This is a genomic window from Arthrobacter rhombi (assembly GCF_900163545.1).
Classification (GTDB): domain Bacteria; phylum Actinomycetota; class Actinomycetes; order Actinomycetales; family Micrococcaceae; genus Arthrobacter_H; species Arthrobacter_H rhombi_A.
On the sequence record NZ_FUHW01000052.1, the window covers coordinates 1 to 23828 of the forward strand.

Sequence of the window (23828 nt, forward strand, 5' to 3'; positions counted from 1 at the left end):
CCCGCGGGGCGCGCCCCCCCCGGGGGGGCCCCACCGCCGTCGGACGTCGTTTTCATCGGGGGCCGGCACCCTCCGGAAGGAAGCTGCCGGCCGAGCAATCCAGCTTCCGGCTGCCTACTTCACCTGGGCGATGATGGTTTCGGCGACCTCGCGCATGCTCAGTCGCCGATCCATTGACGTTTTCTGGATCCAGCGGAAAGCCTCGGGTTCGGTCAGACCCATTTTGGTGGTCAAGACGGATTTGGCCCGTTCGACCAGTTTGCGGGTGGCGAATTGCTCTTGAAGGTCATCGACTTCGCGTTCGAGAGCGATGACTTCCTCATGCCGGGATAAAGCGATTTCAATGGCCGGAATCAGGTCGTTGGGGCTGAACGGTTTCACGACGTAGGCCATGGCGCCGGCTTCGCGGGCCCGCTCGACGAGTTCTTTTTGGCTGAAGGCAGTGAGCAAGACGACGGGGGCGATACGTTCCTTCACGATGATCTCCGCGGCCGAAATCCCGTCCATGACGGGCATCTTCACATCCATGAGGACCAGATCCGGGCGGTGCTCACGGACCAGATCAACTGCCTTCTCGCCATTATCTGCTTCGGCGACAACCTCGAAGCCTTCACCCTTGAGGATCTCGACGATGTCCAGCCGGATGAGGGTCTCGTCCTCGGCGACAACTACCCGGCGGGCCGGCGATGACGTTGCCTCGGCTGCGTCTTCTGTCATGGTGTTTCTCCTGGCTGCCCCTAATAATTGGGGCGGTGGGTTCTCGGATTCATTAACAAGCCTATCGGCATGTAGAGTTGTTTAGCGCACTGCGTGACTGTGATGTTCTGCCCGATAGGTAGGGTGGCTTCACCGGCACGTATGGCAGGCAGGCCCGAGTGGCGGAATGGCAGACGCGTCGCACTCAAAATGCGATATCGAGAGATGTGTGGGTTCGAGTCCCACCTCGGGCACCATGGCCCCGATCCCCGGTGAACCGGGGATCGGGGCTTCTTTGCGTCAGGAACCAGACCGCGTCGGTGCCGTGTCTGGTCCGGGGCTGTAGCTGCTGGAGACCAGTGCCTCGACCTGCACGTCCAGGACCACGACGTCGTCCTGGTTCCTGAGGGACCCCGAGGTCATGACGGTGGCCCGGCCGCTCCCGTCGGGCGCGACCGAGTCGATGATCACCGAACCGCTCAGCACGTCCCCTGGCCGGACCGGGCGCAGGAAACGCACCTGGCGCAGCTCCTTGCCGGCGATGACGTCATAACCGTCAAAAAGACCGGTCACCGACAGTCGCTGGTAGATCGCCAGGGTGTGGATGCCACTGGCGATGAGTCCCCCGAAGGGGCCTTCCCGCGCCGACGCGCGGTCGACGTGAAAATACTGGCTGTCCCATTCCGAAGCGAAGCGGATGATCTCCTCCTCGGTGACGGCATGGGACCCCAGCTCAAAGGTTTCCCCGATGGGGATCCGCTCGGCGGGCAGACGGGGAGTTCCGGTTGTCATAGTGTTCTGGCGACCAGTTCCTTCATGATTTCGTTGGTCCCGCCATAGATCTTCTGCACCCGTGCGGCAGCGAATCTGCGGGCTATGGGGTATTCCCTCATGTACCCGTAGCCGCCGAAGATCTGCAGGCAGCGGTCGGCGACCTTGCTTTGCATGTCGGTGCACCAGAATTTGGCCAGCGAGGCGGTGGGCGCGTCCAGGTCCCCGGTGACATGCTGTGCGATGCAGTGATCCACCAGGGTGCGGGCCGCCAGGCTGTCGGCGACGCATTCCGCGAGCACGAAGCGAGTGTTCTGGAAAGCGAGGAGGTTCTGTCCGAAGGCCTCACGCTGGTGGGCATACTCCGTCGTCTCGCGAACCGCCGCCTCGCATTCGGCAGCCGCTGCGACGGCAATGGAAAGCCTCTCCTGGGGCAGCTGATGCATGAGCTGGACGAATCCCTTGCCTTCCACGCCTCCCAGCACGTTTTCCGCGGGGACGCGCATGTTCACGAAGGCGAGCTCGCGGGTGTCCTGACCCTGCATGCCGATCTTGTCCAGGACCCTGCCACGCTCGAATCCCGGAAGGTCCTCGGTTTCGGTGACGATGAGCGATAGCCCCTTGCCCCCCTGGTCCTCGCTGGTCCTGGCGACGATCAAGATCAGACTGCCATGGGTGCCGTTGGTGATGAACGTCTTGGAACCGTTGATCACAAAGTCCTCGCCATCACGGAGCGCCTTGGTGCGGATGCTCTGCAGATCCGATCCGGTGCCCGGCTCGGTCATCGCAATGGCCCCGACCAGCTCGCCCGAGGCCATGGCGGGCAGCCAGCGCTGTTTCTGCTCCTCGGTGCCGAAGGCGGCGATGTAATGGGCGACGATGGCACTATGGACGACGTTGGCCCAGGCATCGTCGGCGACCCTGGCTTGTTCCTCCATGATCACTGCTTCGTGAGCGAAAGTACCGCCGCCGCCTCCATATTCCTCCGGAATGCTGATGCACAGCAGGCCGGTTTCGCCGGCCTTGCGCCAAAAGTCGCGGTCCACGCAGTGCTGCTCGGCCCAGCGGGAATGGTGGGGAACCGACTCCTTCTCCAGGAAGGTCCGTGCCAGGTCCCGCAGGTCGTCGAGTTCCTCGGTGCGCCAGGGTGAACGGTAATCATCGAAGATCATGGTGTTGCTCCTCATTCTGTGTGCTGAAGTCCAGTGTGGGTCGCCCGGTGACGGACGAGGTGTCGACGGTGGCGCGCTCAGGCGCCGGTTGGTTCGGAAGCGTAGATGCCCGTGTGTTCGGCGCGGACCCTCTTCTTGTCGAATTTCCCGACACTCGTGCGGGGAATTTCCGTCACGACCTCCATGGCCTCGGGAAGCTGCCAGTCCGCGAAGGCGCCGGAGAGGTGGTCGCGGACGTCCTCCAGTGCCACGTCCGCCCCCGGTGTGGGGACCACCAGGACGAAGGGGCGCTCCTGCCACTTCGGATGTGGTAGACCCACGACGGCTGCCTCGGCAATCAAGGGATGATCCAGCAGGAGGTTTTCCATGTCGATCGACGAGATCCACTCCCCACCGCTTTTGATCACGTCCTTGATGCGGTCGGTGACCTTCAGATAACCATCGGCATCGATGGTCCCGACGTCGCCGCTGCGCCAATATTCCTCGACGAAGCGGTCCGCCAGATCCTCCTCGGACATGCCGTGGTAGCTGCGCGTGACCCACGGTCCGCGGACGCAGATCTCTCCCTGCGTCACACCATCGCACGGAACATCGTTGCCGTCGGCGTTGATGAGGCGCACGTCCACTCCGGACACGGGTACGCCTTGTTTGCGTTTGAGCTCCAGGAGTTCTTCGGGGGAGAGACGGGCCAGGACGCTGGGCTTATAGCGGTTCATGGTCACCAATGGGCTTGTCTCGGTCGCTCCGTAGGCATGGACGAGTTCGGCGCCGGTGAGGTTTTTGAACCCCCGCATCATCGCCAACGGTGGCTCGGTGGCCCCGGAGAGCATCCGCAGGCGACTGAGATCCGGCTTCTCCACGAGGTTTTCGATGTAGCGCAGCATGGGCAGGAAAATGGCGGGCGCGCCGTTGGTGATGGTCACCCCCTCGGTGATGAGCGCTTCGGTCAGGGGCCCGGTGTCCTCGGCGGAGTACCGGCCCGGCAGGACGATCTTATTGGCCATGAGCGTCGCCGCTTGGGGCAGGCCCCACGCCTGGCAGTGGAACATCGGGGTGATCAACATCGTGCAGTCGTCCAAGGTCTGGCCGATATTGGCGGCAATGGCGTAGGAGTGCAGGTAGATCGCCCGATGCGAGTAGAAGACGCCCTTGGGGCGGCCGGTGGTCCCGGTGGTGTAGCACGCGCTGTAGGCAGAGGTCTCATCGACTTCGGGCCAGTCGATCCGCGGCTCGTTGGCGGCCAGGAGGTCCTCATAATGGTGGACGTTGGGCAACGTGGTGTGGATCTGCGACATCGGTTTATCGGTCATGACGACCCAGGTGGTGACGCTGGGCATGGCGGGAGCGACGGCTTCCGCCAAAGGCAACAGTGTTTCGTCCACGCAGATGACCGAGGTGTCGCTATCGGCGATGACATAGGCCAGGTCTTCCGGGGAGAGCCGGAGGTTCAGCTGCACCATGACCGCTGCGAGCCCCGGGATCGCCCAATAGAGCTCGAAGTGGCGGCGGCTGTTCCAATCGATGACGCCGACGCGGGTTCCCGGCTCCACGCCGAGGGCGCGCAAGGCGTTGGCACCGCGTTGGATGCGTTCGTACGCAGCGGCATAGGTGTAGCGATCCCAGCCGCCGTCGGTGCTCCGGTAGACGATTTCCCGTTCCCCATGCGTCCGTGCTGCATGGCGGATCAACGTCGTCGTGTTGAGTTGGACGTCGTCGCCCGTGGTGGAGGGAAAGCCCGAAACGATGGTTCGTGATGCGGGGGACATGTTGTTCTCCTTTTACTGAGCTGCCATGCGCAGTGCTCCGTCGAGACGGATCACCTCGCCGTTGATCATGCGGTTTTCGACGATATGAACTGCCAGTGCCGCGTATTCCGCGGGGTCTCCGAGGCGGGAGGGGAAGGGGACTTGTGCCCCGAGCGACTCGCGGGCGGCCTTGGGCAGGCTGCTCATCATGGGGGTGAGGAACAGGCCAGGGGCGATCGCTGCGACGCGGATTCCGCTGGGGGCCAGCTCCTGGGCGATCGGCAGGGTCATCGCGACGATACCGCCCTTGGAGGCCGAGTAGGCCGCCTGACCGATCTGGCCATCGAAGGCCGCAGCGGAGGCGGTATTGATGATGACGCCGCGTTCACCGTCCGGCCCCGGATCGTTGGACCTCATGGCCTCGGCACCGAGTCGGATGACATTGAAGGTGCCGGCCAGGTTGATCGTGAGGACCCGCTGGAAGTCGTCGAGCGGATGGGTGCCGCTCTTGCCCAGGACCTTCCTGGCGATCCCGATACCCGCGCAATTGACGATTCCCGCCAGCGGACCTGCCTGTCGGGAAGCCACGGAAATGGCTTCGGCGACCTGATCGGGGTCGGTGACGTCGGTTTCAACGAAACGGGCCCCCTCCGGCGCCGTTCCTTTCAGGTCCGCGACCACCACGTGGGCGCCTCGTTCAAGCAGCGCCCGGGTCGTTGCTTCGCCGAGTCCCGAGGCTCCTCCGGTCACGATGAACGTGCGGTCTTTGACGTCCATGGTCTCTCCTGACGTGATGTAGAACTGAATAGACTGGGTGGATGCTGGGCGAGTTCAGGTGGACTCTGTGGTCACCTAGCCACGCAGCTCATCCCGGATCCGATGCTTGAGGATCTTTCCCGACGGGTTCCGTGGAATCTGTGCGATGACGAGCTCGCGGGGCAGCTTGTAGTGGGAGAGACGGTCCTGGGCGTACTCGCACAGTGACTTGAGCGTCACCTCTTGTCCCTCCAAGGGGGTCACCACGGCGACTACCGTCTCGCCGTATTCCAGATGCGGACGTCCGACGACGGCGATATCGGCAACCGCAGGGTGCCCCGCCAAGGCATTTTCTACTTCGGCGGAGTAGACGTTGTGGCCGCCCGTGATGATCATGTCCTTCATCCGGTCCACGAGGGTGATGTAACCCTCGGCGTCCATCTGGGCCAGGTCTCCCGTATGCACCCAGCCGTCCCGAACCGTCGCGGCAGTTGCCTCGGGCTGACGCCAGTAGCCCTTCATCATCGTCTCCCCGCGCATGATCATCTCCCCGACCTCACCGGGGGCGGCATCTTGGCCGTCTGCACCGACGATGCGGACCTCCGTGTTGGCGATGGGGAAGCGTCCACTGGCCGTTGGCCTCTCCAAGACCTCCTCGTGGGTGAGGATGATGCCGCCGGGTCCACCCTCGGTTTGGCCGCACGCCTGGACGATCCAGGTGTCGGGGAGTGCGGCGACGATCTTCTGGGCCAGGTCCGTGGGCATGGGGGCCGCGCCGTACATGCGAATGCGAAGACTCGATAGGTCCCGGGTGGCCAGGCTCGGGGAACGCATCAGGAAGGAATACATGGTGGGTACCCCGAAGAAGAATCCGATCCGCTCTTTCTCGATGGTTTCGAGCACGGCTTCCGGGTCGAAGGCCGGCAGGATGAAGTGTGTGGAGCCCAACATCATTCCCGGGACGAGCACCAGATTCAGATCCGCCGAGTGGAACAGCGGTGCGACGTGGATGAGTCGTTCCCCGACCCGCAGGCCGAAGCCCACGCAGGCATTGATGCCGACCCAGATGACGCGGTGGTGGTCGAAGAGGGCGCCCTTCGGGCGACCGGTGGTCCCCGAGGTGTAGATGATCAGTGCGTCGTCCTCTTCGGAGATTTCGACGGCGGGCGCATCGGTCGGTTGCTTGGCCGCCGCCCCGAGAATGTCTTCGTAACCGTCAGAGGCGCCCAGTGCCAGGGCGGGGACAGGGGAATCGATGTCGGTCGCCTGCCGCCACTGCGTGATGGATTGGGCTACCTCGGGGCCGAAAACCAGGAGTTTCGCTTCGGTGTCCGTGAGGAAATGGTCGATTTCCCTAGGTGCCGACTTCGGATTCACCGGCACGTAGGCCTGCATAGAAAGCGATGACGAAGGCGTCATTGTTCCCACAGACCATGACGAGGCGATCGCCTTTGGCGAGCCCGCGGGAGGCGAATTCGTGCGCGAGTTGCGAGACCCTGGCGTCGAGTTCGGCGTAGCTATGGGTCACCCCGCAGTAGCTCAGGGCGATGCGGTCCGGGCAGCCCCGGGCGGTACGGGCGAGGATTCCTGCGAGGTCGGCCATGATTACTCCTGTCCCGCGGTGGCCGAGGCAACCGCCGATATGGTGAGGGGTTCCCCCGGGGCGGCGACGGCGGCCAGGGGAAGGTCTTGTTTTTGGCCCAGAGCCGTCCAATAGGCAGTGGATTGGGTGGCAAAGGCACGAGTTAGTTCTTCGCGGGTGCCACCGATGAGGCGGGCGAGTCGTTCGGCGAAGTGAGGCTCAACCGCCGCGACGGCAACGAATCCATCGGCTGTTGCGTACATTCCATACGCAGGTATCGCGCCCCCGAGGACGGCACCCGGAGAGGTGAGGCCGTGCCGGACTCCGGCTGCCGCGGCGTGGGCCGCTTCTTCGAGGACCACCCTCTCGTGGACGCCCTGAAGCCCCTGTTCGCGCTGGCGCAGAGCCGACAGGGTCGCGACCACTGCGCGTTCGGAACCGAGAATGTCGGCGACCGGCACCAACGGCAGATCAGGGGGAAGTAACGTTCCATGCTCGGCCTGGTAAGTCAGGTCGTGGCCGGGCTGCTCGGCCCGGGCGCCGTCGTGCCCGACGATTTCCACCAGAGCGACGCCGCGGGTCTTCAGCATCTCGACGAGATCAAGCCGGGCGAGGGCCGATGGGCGCATCGAGGTCAGCAGGACGTCGGCATCGGCAAGAAGTTCTTCGAAGGTGGACCTGCTCGACGGGTCCTTCAAATCGAGGGGAACGACGTCCTGACCCGTGATGAGTTCCTCATACCAGTGGGGGGCGACGCTCCCGAGCGGGTCGCCCTGCGGTGGTTCGACCTTGATGACAGTTGCTCCGAGTTCGGTCAGCCGAGATGCGGCCAGTGGCCCCGGAAGGTTGATGGCAACCGAAACCACAACGATGCCTGACAGTGGGTGGGGCATGAATTCTCCTGAAGACTGTGACCTGGATTACTCTTTGTACGGTTGTACAGCAAGCAATGCGAACGTTCAATGGTTTGTGGTCTAGCATTGCTGTGTGGACAGAACGAAGGAAACACCTCCCGAAGGCTTGGCAACGGCTTGGTCTCCCCATGACCTGACGTCTAAGGCGCGGATCCGCAATGCCGCACTCACCCTGTTTGCGCAGCAGGGCGAAGACGGTACCTCCATGCGGGCCATTGCCACGGCGGCCGGGGTAACCGTCGGGTTGGTTACCCATCACTATGGGACGAAGGACGGACTGCGGGAGGCGGTAGACACCCTCATCGTGGAGCTCTTCGCCGAAACCCTTCGGCTCCTGCCCCAAGAAGGGTCCGCCCGATGGATCCTCGGTCTGCGAGACGAGGCCGTGGCCGAGATGCTGCACGCCAATCCGACGATCATCGACTACGTGCGCCGTTCCCTGCTGCATGGTCCAGGCCGTCCCGGTGACATCCTGAGCCGGCTGTCGGCATTGACGGCGGAGCAGACCCGGATCCTGCGCGAGGCCGGAGTGGTCTCCATGGATCGCAGCGTCACGGAACAAACGGTCACCACGATCGTCCGTCAATTCGGGCGGTTGCTCCTCCAGCCGCTGGCCAACCGCATTGTCGATGAGTTCGGCGAAGCCGGAGAAAGCGCCCCCGAACTCTATGTAGGCGTTAAATCCTGAGCGATCAGCAGTGCACCCGCTGTGCTCCGGAGTCCAGTTGAAGCGCCGTATGATCGCGGTGTACACGTTCAAAGGAGAATGATGACCGCCGAGAATTCCCCCGCCACACCCTCCGATGTCCTGAACTTGGACGGTCTGCTGACCACCAAGGAACGAGAACTACGTTCCAGCGTTCGGGCTTTCGTCGACGAACGAATCCGCCCGAACATCTCCACCTGGTATGAGGACGCCCATTTTCCCGTGGAGCTCTCCCGTGAGATGGGAAGCCTCGGACTGCTGGGCATGCACCTGCAGGGCTACGGCTGTCCGGGGCGCACCGCCGTCGAATACGGGATCGCCGCGATGGAGCTCGAAGCCGGTGACTCGGGTCTGCGGACCTTCGTATCGGTACAGGGTTCCTTGGCCATGGCGGCAATCCACCAGTTCGGTTCCGAGGAGCAGAAGAACACGTACCTGCCGGGTATGGCTACCGGGGAGATCATCGGTTGCTTCGGACTCACCGAACCCACTGCCGGGTCGGACCCGTCGGCGATGGCCACGACAGCAGTACACGATGGACGGGGTTGGGTCCTCAACGGCGCCAAACGCTGGATCGGGTTGGCCACCGTCGCCCAGATCGCCGTGATCTGGGCCAAAACCGAAGACGGGGTCCGCGGTTTCCTCGTCCCCACCGACGTCGAAGGCTTCACGGCCACAGCGATCGAGCCCAAGCTTTCGATGCGTGCCTCCATCCAATGCGATCTGACCTTCAACGACGTGCGGTTGCCCGACTCGGCGCTGCTACCCGGCGCCAAGGGGTTGCGCGGGCCGTTCTCCTGCCTGAACGAGGCACGCTACGGGATCATCTGGGGCGCCATGGGAGCGGCCAGGGATTCCTACGAGGCAGCGCTGGCGTATTCGCAGGAACGGATGCAGTTCGACAAGCCATTGGCGGGCTACCAGATCACCCAAGCCAAATTGGTGGACATGCTCTTGGAGATCCAAAAAGGCACGCTACTGGCCATCCACACAGGACGCCTCAAGGACGCAGGAACCCTGGAGCCGGTGCAGATCTCCGTCGGAAAACTCAATAACTGTCGCGAGGCGATCCGGATCTGCCGCGAGGCGCGCACCATTCTGGGCGGCAACGGGATCACCTTGGACCACTCACCCTTGCGCCATGCGAACAACCTCGAATCGGTGCGCACCTACGAGGGGACCGACGAGGTTCATGCCTTGATCCTGGGCAACCACATCACGGGCATCCCGGCCTTCAGGTGAGGGCCGTCGGTGGGGCCACGCGGTTGGATCGGGGCCCCACCGGCTATTCGAAGGGCGAAGGGTCGCCCATGCCGACCCGGACGACCTCGGGGACTCCACTGGAAAAATCCACCACCGTCGTCGGTTCGGTGCCGCATTCTCCGGAGTCGATGACGGCGTCGACCTGATGATCCAGACGTTCCTTGATTTCCCATCCCTGCGTCAGGGGTTCATCCTCGTCCGGTAAGAGCAAGGTGGTCGAGAGCAACGGTTCGCCCAGTTCCGCCAGGAGAGCCTGAACGACACGGTGGTCGGGGATACGCACCCCAACGGTCTTCTTCTTCGGATGCAGCAGACGCTTGGGAACCTCGGAGGTGGCCTTGAGGATGAACGTGTAGCTGCCCGGTGTCGCCGCCTTCAAACTCCGGAAGACTGTATTGCTCATCTCCACGAAACGCCCCATCTGCGCGAAGTTGCTGCACATCAGGGTGAAGTGGTGTTTGTCATCAAGCTGTCGGATGGTACGGATCCGATCCAGGGCTTTCCGGTTACCCAATTGGGCGCCCAGCGCATAACAGGAGTCGGTGGGGTAGGCGATCAGCGCGCCGTCCTGCAGCAGGTCAACGACCTGACCCAGAGCACGGGGTTGCGGATCCTGAGGGTGAACGTCGAAGAATCTAGCCATGACAGGAGACTACGACCCGACGACCGAACTTGCACGCAACGCCCCGCCGCACGAGCCGTGGAATTGACTGCTGCCGCACCGGGCCTAAGATGAATGTGCGCCGCGGGTGGCGAATGTGTGACCATAGTATGACTTCCGGGTCGAACTACTCCCTGCGGTACGACCGCGCTCTTTTGCCATCTCAAGATTGGTTCCTAGATGGATCTCACACTCATCGTTGTCCTGGTGATTGCCCTGGCTCTGTTCTTTGATTTCACGAACGGGTTTCACGATACGGCCAATGCCATGGCAACCCCGATCGCCACCGGCGCCATCAAGCCGAAGACGGCAGTGGCCCTGGCTGCGATCCTGAACCTGGTGGGTGCCTTCCTTTCCACCGAGGTCGCCACCACGATTTCCGGCGGCCTGATCAACGAAGGGGACAATGGGTTCTCCATTGGACCCGAGATCATCTTTGCCGGCCTCATGGGCGCCGTCGTCTGGAATATGTTGACCTGGTTGCTCGGTCTGCCCTCCAGCTCGTCCCACGCCCTCTTCGGCGGACTCATCGGTGCGGCGATTGCCGGTGCGGGTTTCTCCGTTGTCAACTACGGAACCGTGATCTCCAAGGTGCTGCTGCCGGCATTGCTGGCCCCATTGATCGCCGGTCTGGCTGCGTACCTGTGTACCAAATTGGCCTATTGGGTGACCAAGCGCCCCTCGGGTGTCTCCTCGCCCAAGCGTGGTGGTTTCCGTGTCGGCCAGGTGTTCTCCTCCTCGTTGGTGGCCCTGGCCCACGGAACCAACGATGCACAGAAGACGATGGGTGTCATCACCCTGGCCCTGGTCGCCTCGGGGCTGCAGGAATCGGGAAGCCACGTCCACTTCTGGGTCATCGCCGCCTGCGCCCTGGCCATCGCCCTGGGCACCTACGTGGGTGGCTGGCGCATTATCGCCACCATGGGCACCGGCCTGACCGAGGTCAAACCAGCCCAGGGCTTCGCGGCCGAGTCATCGACCGCGGCGGCCATCCTGGCTTCCTCCCATCTGGGCTTCGCCCTCTCGACCACCCAGGTGGCCTCGGGTTCGGTGATCGGTTCGGGGCTGGGCCGCAAGGGAGCCTCCGTGCAGTGGCGTACCGCCGGGAAGATCGCCACCGGGTGGCTCTTCACTCTGCCGGCAGCTGCCGTCGTCGGCGCCTTGGCCGCTGCCCTGACCTACTTTGGAAACGTCGGTCTGGTTCTGGTTGCCGTCATCGGCTTCGGCGTCGTCCTGTTGATCTGGTGGCTCTCCCGCAAGGACATCATCGGTCCACATAACGGTGTCTCCGACGTTGATGAAGCCGGTGGTGCCATCAGCATCCCGACGAAGAAGCAGCGTCGCAAGATGCGTAAACGCCAACGTGAAGCCGAGCGCGCCGAGGCCGAGCGCATGGCCCGCGAACTCAAGAAGGCTCAGAAGAACAAGAAGAAGGAAGCCAACGGGATGGCCAAGGTCCCGACGGCCTCGGGATCGAAATCCCGGGCACAGGACGCTTCGGCGCCGAAGCGCGAAGCACGCGGCACGGAGGAGAACCGATGAACATTGAATGGCTCTCGTTTCTGACCGTCACGCTCGTGACCCTGATCGGCTCCCTATCGCTCGTGGCGCTCTACTCCTTCGCCGTGAGGTTGAAAGCGATCGCAGAAGACGGCGGTCGGGGCGCCAACGTTGCCAAATCCGGTGCTGTCGCCTGCTTCGTCCTCTGCGGCTGTTTGGTGCTGCTGGGCATCTACCTGATCGTGCCGCAGCTCGGCGGCTCCGGGGGGCACTAACGCGCATCCGGTGGCCCGGCGGAACCGGTATGGCACCATGGGGCCATGACTCGCTTCCGATATTTTGTCGCCGCCAGTGTCGACGGATACATCGCTGATGAGCATGATTCGCTGGACTGGCTGACCACCTACGACGACTACCACGTGGGCTTCCACGACCCGGCGGCTGCTTTTCTTCAGGAGATCGGCGCCGTCGTCATGGGAGCCGATACCTACCGATGGCTTGGCAACCACATGAGCAAAACCCGCGCCCCCTGGCCGTACGCGGGTACACCCTGCTGGGTCTTCACCCATCGGGAACTTGCTGCCGAAGCGGGAGCTGATCTCACCTTCATCCGCGGTGACGTCGAAGAGTGGGCTGGCGATATCGCAGCTGACGCGGGCGAGAAGGATGTGTGGGTTCTCGGTGGCGGAGGACTCGCCGGACAGCTGCTCGACTCCGGGTACCTCGACGAAGTGATCCTGTTCACCATCCCGCTTCTCTTGGGTGGGGGACGCCCCTTGGCCAGTCTGCGGGCACCGCTGGAACTCAGCCCCACCATGAGCCGCGAGTACGGCAGGGGAGTCCGCGAAACAAGGTACGACGTCGCCAAACCTCCTTCCGTATCCCGCAACGTTTCCTGAACCCCGATTGGCGCGAGACCGCCAGCAGTCCTAGGCTCGATCACTACCTCCGTATGCAGCGAAAGGACACGACCCATGAAACTCAGCCACCTGCCATTGCGTCTGACCACCGGCGCCTTCATCCTCAACTCGGGGGTGGGCAAGTTGCAGTTGGAGCCCGAAGCGGCGGCCGGACTGCAGAAGATGGGTGCCTCTGCCTTTCCACAGGTGGCCGACCTCGACCCGGAACAATTCGGCAAGGTACTCAGCGCGGTGGAGATCGTCCTGGGATCCTCCCTGCTGCTACCGTTCGTGCCCAGCCGCCTGGCCGGCCTCGGACTGACTGCCTTCTCAGCTTCCATGGCGACGATGTACTTCAAGACCCCGGGGATGACCCGCGATGACGGGCTGCGCCCCACCCAGGAGGGCACCGTCATCGCCAAGGACTTCTGGATGCTCGGCATCGGGCTGGCCCTGATCCTCGATTCGGCGCGGAAGAAGAAGCGCAAAACCACCTAGGCGCGGTGACCTCAGACGGCCGCATCCCCGGCACGACGCGTGGGGATGCGGCCGTTTTTCGCCACCAGTCGCAGCCAGCTGCGGGTGCGGTGTGGACTCCGGAAACGCACCACCTTCGAGGGTCCTTCGGCGGCGAGCAACGTCTTGATCTGTGCGCGCTTGGAGGCGAAGGAACGCGCGTGCCACATCAGGATCGAGTCACTCGAGAACAACTGCCTCCAGGTCTCCGTGTTGCCGTTGCAGACCGGTTCAGCGGTGACCACACGGCGGATGCTGCGGCGGATGAGGCGTCCCATCGAAACCAGCCGCGGATAATCCAGACAGAGGATGAGGTCGGCCCGTTCGGCGATCTCTGCGCGATACGGCCCGTAGGCGGTGTCGAAGACCCATTCGGGGGCCGATGCCCTTTCCCGGGCGATCCGGCGCTGTTCCTCGGCCGGACGCTGGTTCCACCCGGGGAGCCAGCCGATGTCTTCATCGGCCAACAGCACCGGCAAACCGGTGAGCCGACCCAATTCCAGGGCCAAACTCGTTTTCCCCGATCCGGTCACCCCGTGGAGGAGGATCCGGCGCGGACCGTCGGTCACGTGGGGCCCAGGATCATGTTCGTGATCCTGGCGGTGCAGACCCGTCGGCCTTCCTCATCGGAAATGATGATTTCGTGGGTCGTGGTGCTGCGCCCCAAATGAATGGGGGTGCAGACCCCGGTGACGAGCCCCGAGATCCCGGCACGATGGTGGGTGGCGTTGATGTCCACTCCCGCCGGGCGGCCTGTGGGGCCGGCATGTACCGCCGCAGCGAAGGAACCGAGTGTCTCCGCCAGGGCCACGCTCGCACCGCCGTGCAGGATCCCGGCCACCTGCTGGTTGCCTTCCACCGGCATGGTGGCCACTACCCGTGCGGCGGTGATGCCCTCGAAAATGATCCCCAGCTTCTCCACCAGGGGCCCGACACCATGTCCGCTGAGCATTGGCCACATCTGCCGTGGCACCTGGTGCCGTGCGAGCTGCTCCTCAAAAGGGTTCGAACCGGTATCGTCCCCTGCGGTGGCGGCCGAGCCGCGTGTGTTTTTGTCCGTCATGGGAACTAGGCTTGCACCTGTGAGTCAATCAACCAAAACCGATGCCAATGACCTTTCCCGCCTGCTCGTCATCGATGGCCACTCGATGGCCTTCCGTGCCTTCTATGCGTTGCCTGCGGAAAACTTCGCCACCGACACCGGACAGCACACCAATGCGGTCTACGGTTTTGTCTCGATGCTCATCAAGATGATCGAACAGCGCAAACCGACCCATGTTGCTGTTGCTTTCGATCTGGACACCCCCACGTTCCGTTCGGAGGAGTACAGCGAGTACAAGGCCGGCCGGAATAAGACTCCTGAGGAATTCCACGGTCAGATCGACCTGATCCAGAAGGTCATGGAGGCGATGAACATCCCCTCGATCACCATGGATGGTTTCGAAGCCGACGATATTATTGCCACCCTCGCCCAGGTCGGTGAAGGTGAAGGCTGGGACGTATTGGTCGTCTCGGGGGACCGTGACGCCTTCCAGCTCATCACCGAGAAGACCACCGTCCTGTACCCGAAGAAGGGTATCTCGGATATCCCGCCGATGGACGCGGCCGCCGTGGAGGCCAAGTACTTCGTCCAGCCGGCCCAGTACCCGGATCTGGCCGCTCTGGTCGGGGAAACCGCAGACAACCTGCCGGGGGTCCCCGGCGTTGGACCCAAAACCGCCGCGAAGTGGATCAACCTCTATGGGGGACTTGAAGGGATCCTGGACCAGGCCGAGACGATTAAGGGCAAGGTCGGTGAATCCTTGCGCTCCCACCTGGACGATGTCCGCAGGAACCGCCGGTTGAACCGGTTGCTCACCGACCTGGATCTGCCGGTCGAGCTTGGTGCCCTGGAACTGGAACACCCCAATCAGGACGCGATCGAGGAACTTTTCGACGCCCTGCAGTTCAACACGTTGCGCAAGCGCCTGTTCGACCTCTTCGGTACCGACGACTCCGAACCGGAACCCGAAATGGAAGTTCCCGAACCGGCAGTTCTGGACGGCGCCAAGGCACTGACCAGCTGGTTCCGCGAGCAGGGGGGACACCTGATCGGCGTGCACTTGGATACGGTGCGCTCCGCCGCCGGTGGGGATGACGCGGTGGGCATCGCGCTGGCCGCCGACGCGGCGACCGCCTACATCGAGCTGGAAGAACTCGATGAGGCAGCGGACGGCGCCCTGCGCACCATCCTGGCCAGCGGTGACTACAAGCTGGCTCTGCACGATTTCAAAACCGGCTATAAGTTGTTGGCCGCACGCGGGATGGAACTGCGGGGAGTCGTGGACGACACGATGATCTCGGCCTACCTCATCCAGCCGGATCGCCGCAGCCATGAGCTGGGCGATATCGCCCAGCACCACCTGCGCCTGAACCTCGAAGCCGAGGAACAGGCGCAGGAGGGGCAGTTGGCGTTGGAACTTGAAGGGGCAGGTCATGCGGGGGCAGCCGTGCGGGCCGCCTATATTGTGCGTGAACTGAGCCTGTATCTGGCCGGGCAAGTCCTTGAACGCGGGGCAACCTCCTTGCTGGCAGAAATGGAGCTGCCCCTGTCGGTCGTGCTGGCCCAGATGGAACGCACCGGAATCGCCATCGACGCCCAACAGCTCGATGACCTGTTGGCTGACTTCACCACCACCATCGACGCCGCAACCGCCGAAGCCTATGCGTCGATTGGTCACGAAGTGAACCTCTCTTCGCCCAAGCAACTACAGGTGGTGCTCTTCGAGGAACTCGAACTGCCCAAGACCAAGAAGATCAAAACCGGATACACCACGGACGCCGATTCACTGGCCGACCTGCTGGCCAAGACGCAGCACCCGTTCCTGGCCTCGCTCATGGCCTACCGCGATGCCACCAAACTGCGTCAGACGGTCGAGGGGTTGAAAAAGTCACTCGCCGAGGACGGCCGGATCCACACCACGTACGCCCAGACCGTCGCGGCCACCGGGCGGCTGTCATCGCTGAACCCCAACTTGCAGAACATCCCGGTGCGCAGTGAGGCCGGCCGACGGATCCGCGAGGTCTTCGTGGTCGGCGAAGGATACGAAACCCTGCTCACGGCCGACTACTCGCAGATCGAAATGCGCATCATGGCCCACCTCTCAGGGGACGAGGCCCTGATCCAGGCATTCAAGGACGGGGAGGACCTGCACCGGTTCGTCGGTTCGCATGTCTTCGGCGTCGAACCAGCGGAGGTCACTGCCGAAATGCGCGCCAAGGTCAAGGCCATGTCCTACGGGTTGGCCTACGGGCTCAGCTCCTTCGGCCTCTCCAAACAGTTGAACGTCCCCGTCGACGAGGCCCGTGGGCTGATGAAGGACTATTTCACTCGTTTCGGATCCGTGCGCGACTATCTGCGTTCCGTCGTCGACCAGGCCCGCAAGGACGGGTACACCTCCACCATTGAAGGACGCCGGCGCTACCTGCCCGACCTGGCCAGCGATAACCGCCAGCTACGGGATATGGCCGAACGCGCTGCATTGAACGCGCCGATCCAAGGCTCGGCTGCGGATATCATCAAACGTGCCATGCTCGGCGTCGACGCCGGACTGCGAAAACAGAAACTGGGTTCACGGATGCTCCTCCAGGTCCATGACGAACTGGTCCTTGAAGTTGCTCCCGGTGAACTTGAAGCCGTCACCTTGCTGGTTCAGGATCACATGGGAACGGCTGCAGAACTTTCGGTCCCGCTCGATGTCCAGATCGGCACCGGGCACAGCTGGCAGGAGGCTGCCCACTAATGAATATTGCGACCACTCAGACCAACGGTCTGCGCCATGAACTCTTCGACGCGGGAGTCCTGCCGGCCGCCGGCGAAGCCGAGCCGGCCCCTGACACGCGCACCGCCAACTGGTTCCGCGCGGTCCGTACCGGATTCCACGACCAGCCCTACACCACCGCCGAAGCTGCGCGTATCGCCGCCTCCTACCGGGTCGACGGACGTCGACTGCTGGGGGTGTACGACGACGATGCTCCGGCTCCGTCGCTGGATCCGGGGATCCCGGTGGCCACGTTCGCCGAATTCAACAAGACGCTGAATACCGGTGCCGGACGCATGCTCGACAGCCACCTCATCACCGTGGTCACCGTCCGCCCGAGCCACCGCCGGCGCGGCATCCTGCGGGCGATGATGACCGATTCGCTGGACCGCGCCCGCGCTGCGGGACTGCCCATGGCGGCGCTGACCGCGACGGAGGGCACCATCTACGGCCGGTTCGGTTTCGGCCCGGCCACCAGCCTGGACACGGTCAAGGTCGACGTGAAGGGTGGGCTGAATATCGTGGCAGAGCCCGAAGGTACGGTCATCACCGTGGCACCCTCGTCCTTGCTCGACCTGGCGCCTTCACTTTTCGCCGAGTTCCATGCAACCCACCGCGGTTCCATCGGACGGCAGGAGGCCTACACCCTGCGGGCCACCGCCCGGTTGGGTCCCGAAACGGCCAAGGACGATCCGGCACTGAGGGCCGCGGTGTACCTGGATGCCTCCGGGGTCGCCCGGGGTTTCTTGACCTATGCCTTCGCCGGCTGGGATACCACGCCGATGACGATGGAGATCCGCGATCTGGTGGCCACCACCGCTGTCGCCCGGCGGGAGCTCTGGCGCTACCTCGGGGCCCATGACCTCATCGAGCGGGTCATCTATGACGCTGCGGCCCCCGACGACCCGTTGCCCTGGTCCCTGGATGATCCGCGCAAGGTGGCCGTTACCGAAACGGAAGACCTGCTGTGGCTGCGCATCCTCGATGTACCCACGGCCCTGGCCGCCCGCGAATACGCGACCGACGGGTCCTTGCGTCTACGCATCACGGACCCGCAGGGGTATACGACGGGAAATTACCAGCTGGTCGTTGAGGCGGGAGTTGGGTCGGTTCAGGTCGAAACTGATCCCTCCGAACCCGCGGATCTGGAATTGGATATCTCCTTGCTGGGATCGCTGTATTTGGGTGGTACCGGTGTGCGGACGTTGGCAGCTGCGGGGCGGGTGCGCGCCAGGAATGACGAAGCCGTGGAGCGTGCGGCACGGTTACTGGACCTGGGCCGAGCCCCTTACGCGATCAACGGCTTCTAAGTCGGCTCCCGAGCCCGTTTCTGCCCGCGAAGCAACGGCAGGATCGGCGCCGGGAGCGACGCGCCCGACGTTTTGACCGCTCGTGTGCAGGGGACTAAACTGATAAGGCGACTGCCGGGGTTTTTCATGCCCTGTCTCGCAATGATTTCAGTTCCACCTTCGGAATATGCCGGGACTTCCGGCTTTCCGACTGACGTTTCTATCCACATCGGAGCCCCTACTACATGACCATCACCTCCAACGAGAAGACCGGTACCCCGCAGGTCGCGATCAACGACATCGGTACCGCTGAAGACTTCCTCGCAGCTGTCGACGCCACCATCAAGTACTTCAACGATGGAGACCTCGTTGAGGGCACCGTCGTCAAGGTCGACCGCGACGAAGTCCTGCTCGACATCGGTTATAAGACCGAGGGTGTCATTCCTTCCCGCGAACTTTCCATCAAGCACGATGTTGATCCGGGCGACGTTGTCGCCGTCGGCGACAACGTCGAGGCCCTCGTCCTCACCAAGGAGGACAAGGAAGGCCGTTTGATCCTGTCCAAGAAGCGCGCACAGTACGAGCGTGCCTGGGGCGACATCGAAAAGATCAAGGAAGAGGACGGCGTCGTCACCGGTACCGTCATCGAGGTGGTCAAGGGTGGGCTCATCCTGGACATCGGCCTGCGCGGCTTCCTGCCGGCATCGCTGGTTGAAATGCGCCGTGTGCGCGATCTGGCTCCGTACATCGGCCAGGAAATCGAAGCCAAGATCATCGAGCTGGACAAGAACCGCAACAACGTGGTCCTCTCCCGCCGTGCCTGGCTCGAGCAGACCCAGTCGGAGGTTCGCTCCACGTTCCTCAACAAGCTCGAAAAGGGTCAGGTCCGTCCGGGCGTTGTCTCCTCCATCGTCAACTTCGGTGCCTTCGTGGACCTGGGCGGCGTCGACGGACTGGTGCACGTCTCCGAGCTGTCCTGGAAGCACATCGACCACCCGAACGAGGTTGTCGAGGTTGGCCAGGAAGTCACCGTCGAGGTTCTCGAAGTCGATCTGGACCGCGAGCGCGTCTCCCTGTCGCTGAAGGCGACCCAGGAAGATCCGTGGCAGACCTTCGCCCGGACCCACGCCTTGGGCCAGGTCGTCCCCGGCAAGGTCACCAAGCTGGTTCCCTTCGGTGCGTTCGTTCGCGTCGAAGACGGCATCGAAGGCCTCGTGCACATCTCGGAGCTGGCCGTGCGCCACGTCGAGCTGGCCGAGCAGGTCGTCTCCGTTGGTGACGAGCTCTTCGTCAAGGTCATCGATATCGACCTGGAACGCCGTCGCATCTCGCTGTCGCTGAAGCAGGCCAACGAGGGCGTCGACCCCGAGGGTACCGAGTTCGACCCGGCACTGTACGGCATGGCCGCCGAGTACGACGAAGAGGGCAACTACAAGTACCCGGAGGGCTTCGACTCGGAGACCAACGAGTGGCTCGAAGGCTACGAGACGCAGCGCGCCGTCTGGGAGCAGCAGTACGCCGACGCCCAGGCCCGTTGGGAAGCCCACAAGGAGCAGGTTGCAGCACACCTGGTCCAGGACACCACGGCACCCGAGGCCGGCGGGGGAGCGGGCGAATCCGCATCCACCAGCTACTCCTCGGAGGCCCCGGCAGAGGACGCCGGCACGCTGGCTTCCGATGAGGCCCTCGCCGCACTGCGCGAGAAGCTCACCGGAGCCTAAGCAGCATCTGCCCGTCGGTGAATCCCTGATTCCCGGCAGCAATTGAGAAGGACCCCCGCTCCAGCGATGGAACGGGGGTCCTTTTTATCGTGCATCGGGCGATCGTGGTCTGGACCGGTCAAGGCGGGGATCAGCCCCGGGTGGAGACGGTGACCGTGAACTTTGGGTTACGGGCCACCTGACGGGTGGGGCCCACCAGCCGGGCCAGATATGCCCGGTAGCCCAGCTGCGAATTCCAGACGCACCATAATTCCCCGCCCGGGGCCAGGACCCGGCCGGCATCGGCGATGAGCTTCAACGCAATGCCGGCATGGACGGCATTGCCGACATGGAAGGGGGGATTTAGCACCACCAGTTCCCGCGAGGCATCGGGCAGGGTCGAGAGAGCATCGTCGCGGATCGTTCGGACCCTGTCGGCGACACCGTTGGCTTCGGCGCTGGCCCGGGTGGAGGCGACGGCGGATGCCGACTGGTCGCAGGCCAATACCCGTTGTGCGGGCCGGCTGAGGGCGAGGTAACTGGCGATGGTGCCGTTGCCGCACCCCAGGTCCACTGCCTCGGGCGCGGAGCGGGCCTCGCTCAGATGTGGCAGCAGGAAACGCGTGCCCGGATCAAGCTTTGCGCCGCCGAACGTGGCACCAAAGGCCCGCAGTTCCAGCGGCCGTGGCAATCCGACATCGTGGTGGGAAGCCAGCGGGAAACGCGCCACGACTGCCTTGCTGCTGGTGCGGGGAGCCGCGGCGGTGAGCACCCGTGACTTCCGCGCCCCCAGGCCGGCGCTGACGTGGCTGAAATGGCGTTCGAGGACGTCATTCATCGCTGTGGACATGTGTTTGCTGCGCCCTCCGGCCAAGAGCACCACCTCGGGGTCGGCATGTTCCGCCGCCAGGGCCGCAATCTCTTCCAAGGCAGCCAGCGATCTGGGAAGTTGCACGATGACCAGTCGGGCTCCGGCGAAGAGCTCGGCTCCGAGCGGCATCCGAGTGAAGCCGGGCGGTTCCATGTCGGCAGAACCGTAGCCGGTCCGCCCGGCATTGGCTTCGATGGCTTGTTCGCCCGAAAGCGTATCCTGGTGGACCCGGACACCGCGGGCCCCGGCTGCCACGGAGCCCAAAACCAGAGCCCCATAGTGGTCGTTGACCACCGTCGTCGTCCCGTCCGAGGCGGCTAGCCCGTAGTCGGCAGCCGTATCGAGCAACAGGAGGTCGGCGCCGTCGTACGCCTGCAGTTCGGGGGATTCAATATCGGGCCAACGTCGTAGCCCCTCGGGAACCGTGGCGCTCATCGGTGCCCCGCCACGGCAATATCGGTCCATTCGGTCCCGTAGTCGACGGCAGTTCCTGCCCCGGCGGTCAGCGTAGCCAGCCGCCCGGTGAAATCGTGGGCCGCGGTGGGCCCGTCGGGGACCGCGACCCGCAAGGTGGCGGACAGGGGCCCGTAGTCGGTTCCCAACACCGTGGTGCCGTCCTGACGCAGCTCGTTTTCCCATCGCCCGGCCTCGGCGTGGGGGGCGTCGATGGAAAAGACGGCCATACGTCGTCGCGCAAGGAGGCCGGCGCTGTCCATGGCCCCCGAGACGGCCTGGGAATAGGCGCGCACGAGGCCCCCGGCGCCCAAGAGGACACCACCGAAATACCTGACCACGACGGCGGTGACATCACTGAGGTCGCACGCCCCCGAGGGCATTTCCCGTTTGAGCAGGGCTTCGAGCATCGGCAGGCCGGCGGTCCCCGAGGGTTCGCCATCGTCACTACTGCGTTGTACCACCCGGTCGGGTCCCAGCAGAAACGCCGAACAGTGATGCCGTGCGTCGAAATGTCTGCGGCGCAGTTCGGCGATGAATTCGCGGGCCTGCGCTTCGGTGCTGGTGCGGCGCAGATAGGTGAGGAAACGGGAACGCTTCACCTCCAGCTCAGCCTGGTGATCGCCGGCCAACGTGGTGTATTCCACCACTGCACTTCCCGTTTCGCCCATCCGGTCAGTCTAATGCGCGTTCGCGGGCCGGGGCTGCGGGGCACGGCCCGTCGGGCTGCCGGGTGCCCACGTCACCCGTAGACTCTCCACCATCGGGTGGTTCGACGGCCGCTTGCACCAGGTGCGTGGGCCCAGCCGGATGGCAACTGCGTCATCCTGACACCGGACAAGCCAGAGGAAACGAGGATATCGTGGACGTTGTGGTCATTGGCGCGGGCCTGGCGGGACTGCGAGCCGCCGGACTGGCTGTCGGCCAAGGACATGAGGTCACGGTGCTGGAGGCCACGCACCGGGTCGGTGGACGGATCGATACCGAAGTCATTGATGGTTTCCGGTGCGACCGTGGATTCCAGCTCTTGAACCCCCGCTACCCCGAGGCGCGACGCGCGTTCGATCTGGAAGCCCTGGGCCTGCACGCCTGGGGACGTGGTGTCGCGGTGCGCGGCGACGATGGGCTCGACGTCCTGGCTGATCCGCTCCGCCATCCGTCCCGTCTCCGGGGACTGGTCAGCGGCTTGCTGGCGCCCCAGGATGTGCTCGCTGCCCTGCGATGGGTGCGCAGGGCCGGTGATGACTCGTTGTCGCTCCACGAATCCCTGGATGGAGCGGGGTTCTCGGCCTCGTCGCGAGGGATCATTGGCCGGTTCTTTTCGGGCGTCCTCGGGGATCCCAACCTTGACGTCTCCGCCCGCTTCGCCCGTCGACTCGCCGGATACTTCGCCTGGGGAACCCCCGCCTTGCCGGGGCAGGGAATGGTGGCGATCGCCCATCAGCTGGCCTCTCCCCTCGCGGAGCGCATCCGGTTCGGATACGTGGCGGAGAGCCTGACCCGCCAGGCAGATCGCTGGACCGTCAGCTGTGCTTCGGGAGAACGCTTCACCGCCGACCGGGTTGTGGTCGCCGCCGGTCCGACGGCGAGCGCCCGGCTGCTCGGCGACCCGGCCCCGCAGCTGCACTCCCTGACGACATGGTGGTTTTCGACGAAACACCAGCCCAGCCGGCTGCCGTTCCTGCATCTTGATCTGCGCGCCGGCGCGCGGCTCGCCCACACAGCGGTGGTCTCCACCGTCTGTCCTTCCTACGCCCCGGCGGGGTGGCATCTGGTTCAGGCGACCGCCGTGGGAGCACATGGACTGGGCGACGAATCGGCGTTGAGTCAGGCAGCAGCCATCCTCGGTGTCCAGAACCCCGACTGGCAGCTGCTCGTCCGCCATGACATCAGGGACGCCCTGCCCGTTATTTCCCCGGGGCATACTCCACCGAACAGTGCGTTGGACGGCGTCCTCCTGGCCGGTGATCACCACGAAGCTTCCATCCAGGGTGCGCTGGCCAGTGGTGCGGCGGCTGCCGCAGCGTTGGAAAGCGGAGGGCCAGCCACTCATGCTGCGCCGAAGACTTCCGACACCTTCGAAGTGCGGCTGCGCCGACCCGGTGATGCTGCCACCTTGTGGGCGCGACTCACGGATCTGGACACCCACAGTGCAGCCATCCCGTTCACCAGCGTGACCCCGCGGGGTGCCCGGATGAGCGAGCGCTTGGCGTTCGTCGGGCTGACCCGGCTGGGTCCTTTGACGCTGTCCGACCGGATGCTGGTGCGCCGTGCCGAGGCCCCCACGGGCGACCGTCCCGGCAGGTTGGCCGTGTCGAAGTTCGGACCCGTGGCCGGCGAGGTCGAGGCCACCGTCGAGCAGCATGGCTCCGACGTGGAGGTCGTGTGGCGCCAAAGCCTGCGACCCTCTTGGCTTCCACGCCCGCTGAGACCGGCTGGCGCGCTGGTCGCGAAGGCCGCCTATTCGGTGGGTCTGCGCAAACTGCTGGCGTGACCGGCCTACCGGACGCGCAGGGGGACCTGGTTGCCATAAG

Annotated in this window: 22 protein-coding genes, 1 tRNA gene and 1 pseudogene; 11 read left to right on the forward strand and 13 right to left on the reverse strand. The window is 64.2% G+C overall.

Features of this window, described 5'->3' with window-relative positions; all coding sequences use genetic code 11:
* Positions 1-114: 114 nt before the first annotated feature.
* Complete coding sequence (locus FM101_RS14460; protein ID WP_087000908.1) at positions 115-717, reverse strand: ANTAR domain-containing response regulator; 603 nt, start codon at positions 715-717, stop codon at positions 115-117.
* A 152-nt stretch (positions 718-869) separates the two neighbouring features.
* Between FM101_RS14460 and FM101_RS14465 the strand changes: the two genes are divergently transcribed.
* Positions 870-953: transfer RNA gene (locus tag FM101_RS14465), tRNA-Leu, on the forward strand.
* A 43-nt stretch (positions 954-996) separates the two neighbouring features.
* Here FM101_RS14465 and FM101_RS14470 read toward each other — a convergent pair.
* From FM101_RS14470 to FM101_RS14495, 7 genes and pseudogenes are all read right to left on the reverse strand, one after another.
* On the reverse strand, positions 997-1488 hold the full coding sequence (locus FM101_RS14470) for a MaoC/PaaZ C-terminal domain-containing protein (RefSeq protein WP_087000910.1): 492 nt from the start codon (positions 1486-1488) through the stop codon (positions 997-999).
* Positions 1485-2639: an acyl-CoA dehydrogenase family protein gene (locus tag FM101_RS14475; protein ID WP_087000912.1), complete on the reverse strand. Its 1155-nt coding sequence runs from the start codon at positions 2637-2639 to the stop codon at positions 1485-1487. The genes FM101_RS14470 and FM101_RS14475 overlap by 4 nt, the downstream gene beginning before the upstream one ends.
* 77 nt (positions 2640-2716) lie before the next feature.
* Positions 2717-4405 (reverse strand): long-chain-fatty-acid--CoA ligase, encoded by a 1689-nt coding sequence (locus tag FM101_RS14480; RefSeq protein WP_087000914.1) that lies wholly within the window; start codon positions 4403-4405, stop codon positions 2717-2719.
* 12 nt (positions 4406-4417) lie between these two features.
* Entirely contained in the window at positions 4418-5161 is a 744-nt protein-coding gene (locus FM101_RS14485) for a 3-hydroxyacyl-CoA dehydrogenase (RefSeq protein ID WP_087000916.1), read from the reverse strand.
* Between the two features lie 75 nt (positions 5162-5236).
* Positions 5237-5686 carry a class I adenylate-forming enzyme family protein gene (locus FM101_RS16025; RefSeq protein ID WP_342744415.1) on the reverse strand — a complete coding sequence of 150 codons (450 nt, stop codon included), beginning with the start codon at positions 5684-5686 and terminating at the stop codon, positions 5237-5239.
* Between the two features lie 21 nt (positions 5687-5707).
* Positions 5708-6743: pseudogene (locus FM101_RS14490) on the reverse strand (AMP-binding protein); the annotation flags it as partial.
* A 2-nt stretch (positions 6744-6745) separates the two neighbouring features.
* Positions 6746-7615 carry a CoA transferase gene (locus tag FM101_RS14495; protein ID WP_087000918.1) on the reverse strand — a complete coding sequence of 290 codons (870 nt, stop codon included), beginning with the start codon at positions 7613-7615 and terminating at the stop codon, positions 6746-6748.
* 94 nt (positions 7616-7709) lie between these two features.
* Here FM101_RS14495 and FM101_RS14500 point away from each other — a divergent pair, with 94 nt between their 5' ends.
* Positions 7710-8324 (forward strand): TetR/AcrR family transcriptional regulator, encoded by a 615-nt coding sequence (locus FM101_RS14500; protein WP_241895171.1) that lies wholly within the window; start codon positions 7710-7712, stop codon positions 8322-8324.
* Between the two features lie 78 nt (positions 8325-8402).
* Positions 8403-9584 (forward strand): acyl-CoA dehydrogenase family protein, encoded by a 1182-nt coding sequence (locus tag FM101_RS14505; RefSeq protein ID WP_428844170.1) that lies wholly within the window; start codon positions 8403-8405, stop codon positions 9582-9584.
* A gap of 43 nt (positions 9585-9627) precedes the next feature.
* On the opposite strand, the gene FM101_RS14510 is transcribed toward FM101_RS14505, so the two are convergent.
* Positions 9628-10248 (reverse strand): L-threonylcarbamoyladenylate synthase, encoded by a 621-nt coding sequence (locus tag FM101_RS14510; RefSeq protein ID WP_087000924.1) that lies wholly within the window; start codon positions 10246-10248, stop codon positions 9628-9630.
* Positions 10249-10446: 198 nt separating this feature from the next.
* On the opposite strand from FM101_RS14510, the gene FM101_RS14515 reads away from it, so the two are divergent.
* The 4 genes from FM101_RS14515 to FM101_RS14530 all read left to right on the forward strand — a co-directional run bounded on the left by FM101_RS14515 (position 10447) and on the right by FM101_RS14530 (position 13163).
* Positions 10447-11808, forward strand: coding sequence for an inorganic phosphate transporter (locus tag FM101_RS14515; RefSeq protein WP_087000926.1), 1362 nt, complete (start codon positions 10447-10449; stop codon positions 11806-11808).
* Positions 11805-12041, forward strand: coding sequence for a hypothetical protein (locus FM101_RS14520; RefSeq protein WP_241895170.1), 237 nt, complete (start codon positions 11805-11807; stop codon positions 12039-12041). The genes FM101_RS14515 and FM101_RS14520 overlap by 4 nt, the downstream gene beginning before the upstream one ends.
* Positions 12042-12086: 45 nt before the next feature.
* Positions 12087-12665, forward strand: a complete 579-nt coding sequence (locus FM101_RS14525; protein ID WP_087000928.1) for a dihydrofolate reductase family protein — start codon at positions 12087-12089, stop codon at positions 12663-12665.
* 75 nt (positions 12666-12740) lie between these two features.
* Positions 12741-13163 carry a DoxX family membrane protein gene (locus tag FM101_RS14530; protein ID WP_087000930.1) on the forward strand — a complete coding sequence of 141 codons (423 nt, stop codon included), beginning with the start codon at positions 12741-12743 and terminating at the stop codon, positions 13161-13163.
* Between the two features lie 11 nt (positions 13164-13174).
* Here FM101_RS14530 and FM101_RS14535 read toward each other — a convergent pair whose 3' ends face one another.
* Complete coding sequence (locus tag FM101_RS14535; protein ID WP_087000932.1) at positions 13175-13750, reverse strand: hypothetical protein; 576 nt, start codon at positions 13748-13750, stop codon at positions 13175-13177.
* Complete coding sequence (locus FM101_RS14540) at positions 13747-14244, reverse strand: hotdog fold thioesterase (RefSeq protein WP_087000934.1); 498 nt, start codon at positions 14242-14244, stop codon at positions 13747-13749. Before FM101_RS14540 ends, FM101_RS14535 begins: the two co-directional genes overlap by 4 nt.
* Positions 14245-14329: 85 nt before the next feature.
* Between FM101_RS14540 and polA the strand changes: the two genes are divergently transcribed.
* From polA to rpsA, 3 genes are all read left to right on the forward strand, one after another.
* Positions 14330-16963, forward strand: a complete 2634-nt coding sequence (gene polA, locus FM101_RS14545) for a DNA polymerase I (protein WP_241895174.1) — start codon at positions 14330-14332, stop codon at positions 16961-16963.
* The gene (locus FM101_RS14550) at positions 16963-18291 is read left to right on the forward strand and encodes a GNAT family N-acetyltransferase (protein ID WP_087000938.1); all 1329 of its coding nucleotides are present in this window, start codon (positions 16963-16965) and stop codon (positions 18289-18291) included. The genes polA and FM101_RS14550 overlap by 1 nt, the downstream gene beginning before the upstream one ends.
* Positions 18292-18515: 224 nt before the next feature.
* Positions 18516-19991 carry a 30S ribosomal protein S1 gene (gene rpsA, locus FM101_RS14555; protein ID WP_087000940.1) on the forward strand — a complete coding sequence of 492 codons (1476 nt, stop codon included), beginning with the start codon at positions 18516-18518 and terminating at the stop codon, positions 19989-19991.
* A gap of 130 nt (positions 19992-20121) precedes the next feature.
* On the opposite strand, the gene FM101_RS14560 is transcribed toward rpsA, so the two are convergent.
* Together FM101_RS14560 and FM101_RS14565 are read right to left on the reverse strand one after the other, a co-directional pair.
* Entirely contained in the window at positions 20122-21276 is a 1155-nt protein-coding gene (locus FM101_RS14560; RefSeq protein WP_087000942.1) for a class I SAM-dependent methyltransferase, read from the reverse strand.
* Entirely contained in the window at positions 21273-21965 is a 693-nt protein-coding gene (locus FM101_RS14565; protein WP_087000944.1) for an IMPACT family protein, read from the reverse strand. The genes FM101_RS14560 and FM101_RS14565 overlap by 4 nt, the downstream gene beginning before the upstream one ends.
* Positions 21966-22156: 191 nt before the next feature.
* Between FM101_RS14565 and FM101_RS14570 the strand changes: the two genes are divergently transcribed.
* Complete coding sequence (locus FM101_RS14570; RefSeq protein WP_158225841.1) at positions 22157-23788, forward strand: protoporphyrinogen/coproporphyrinogen oxidase; 1632 nt, start codon at positions 22157-22159, stop codon at positions 23786-23788.
* Positions 23789-23828: the final 40 nt, after the last annotated feature.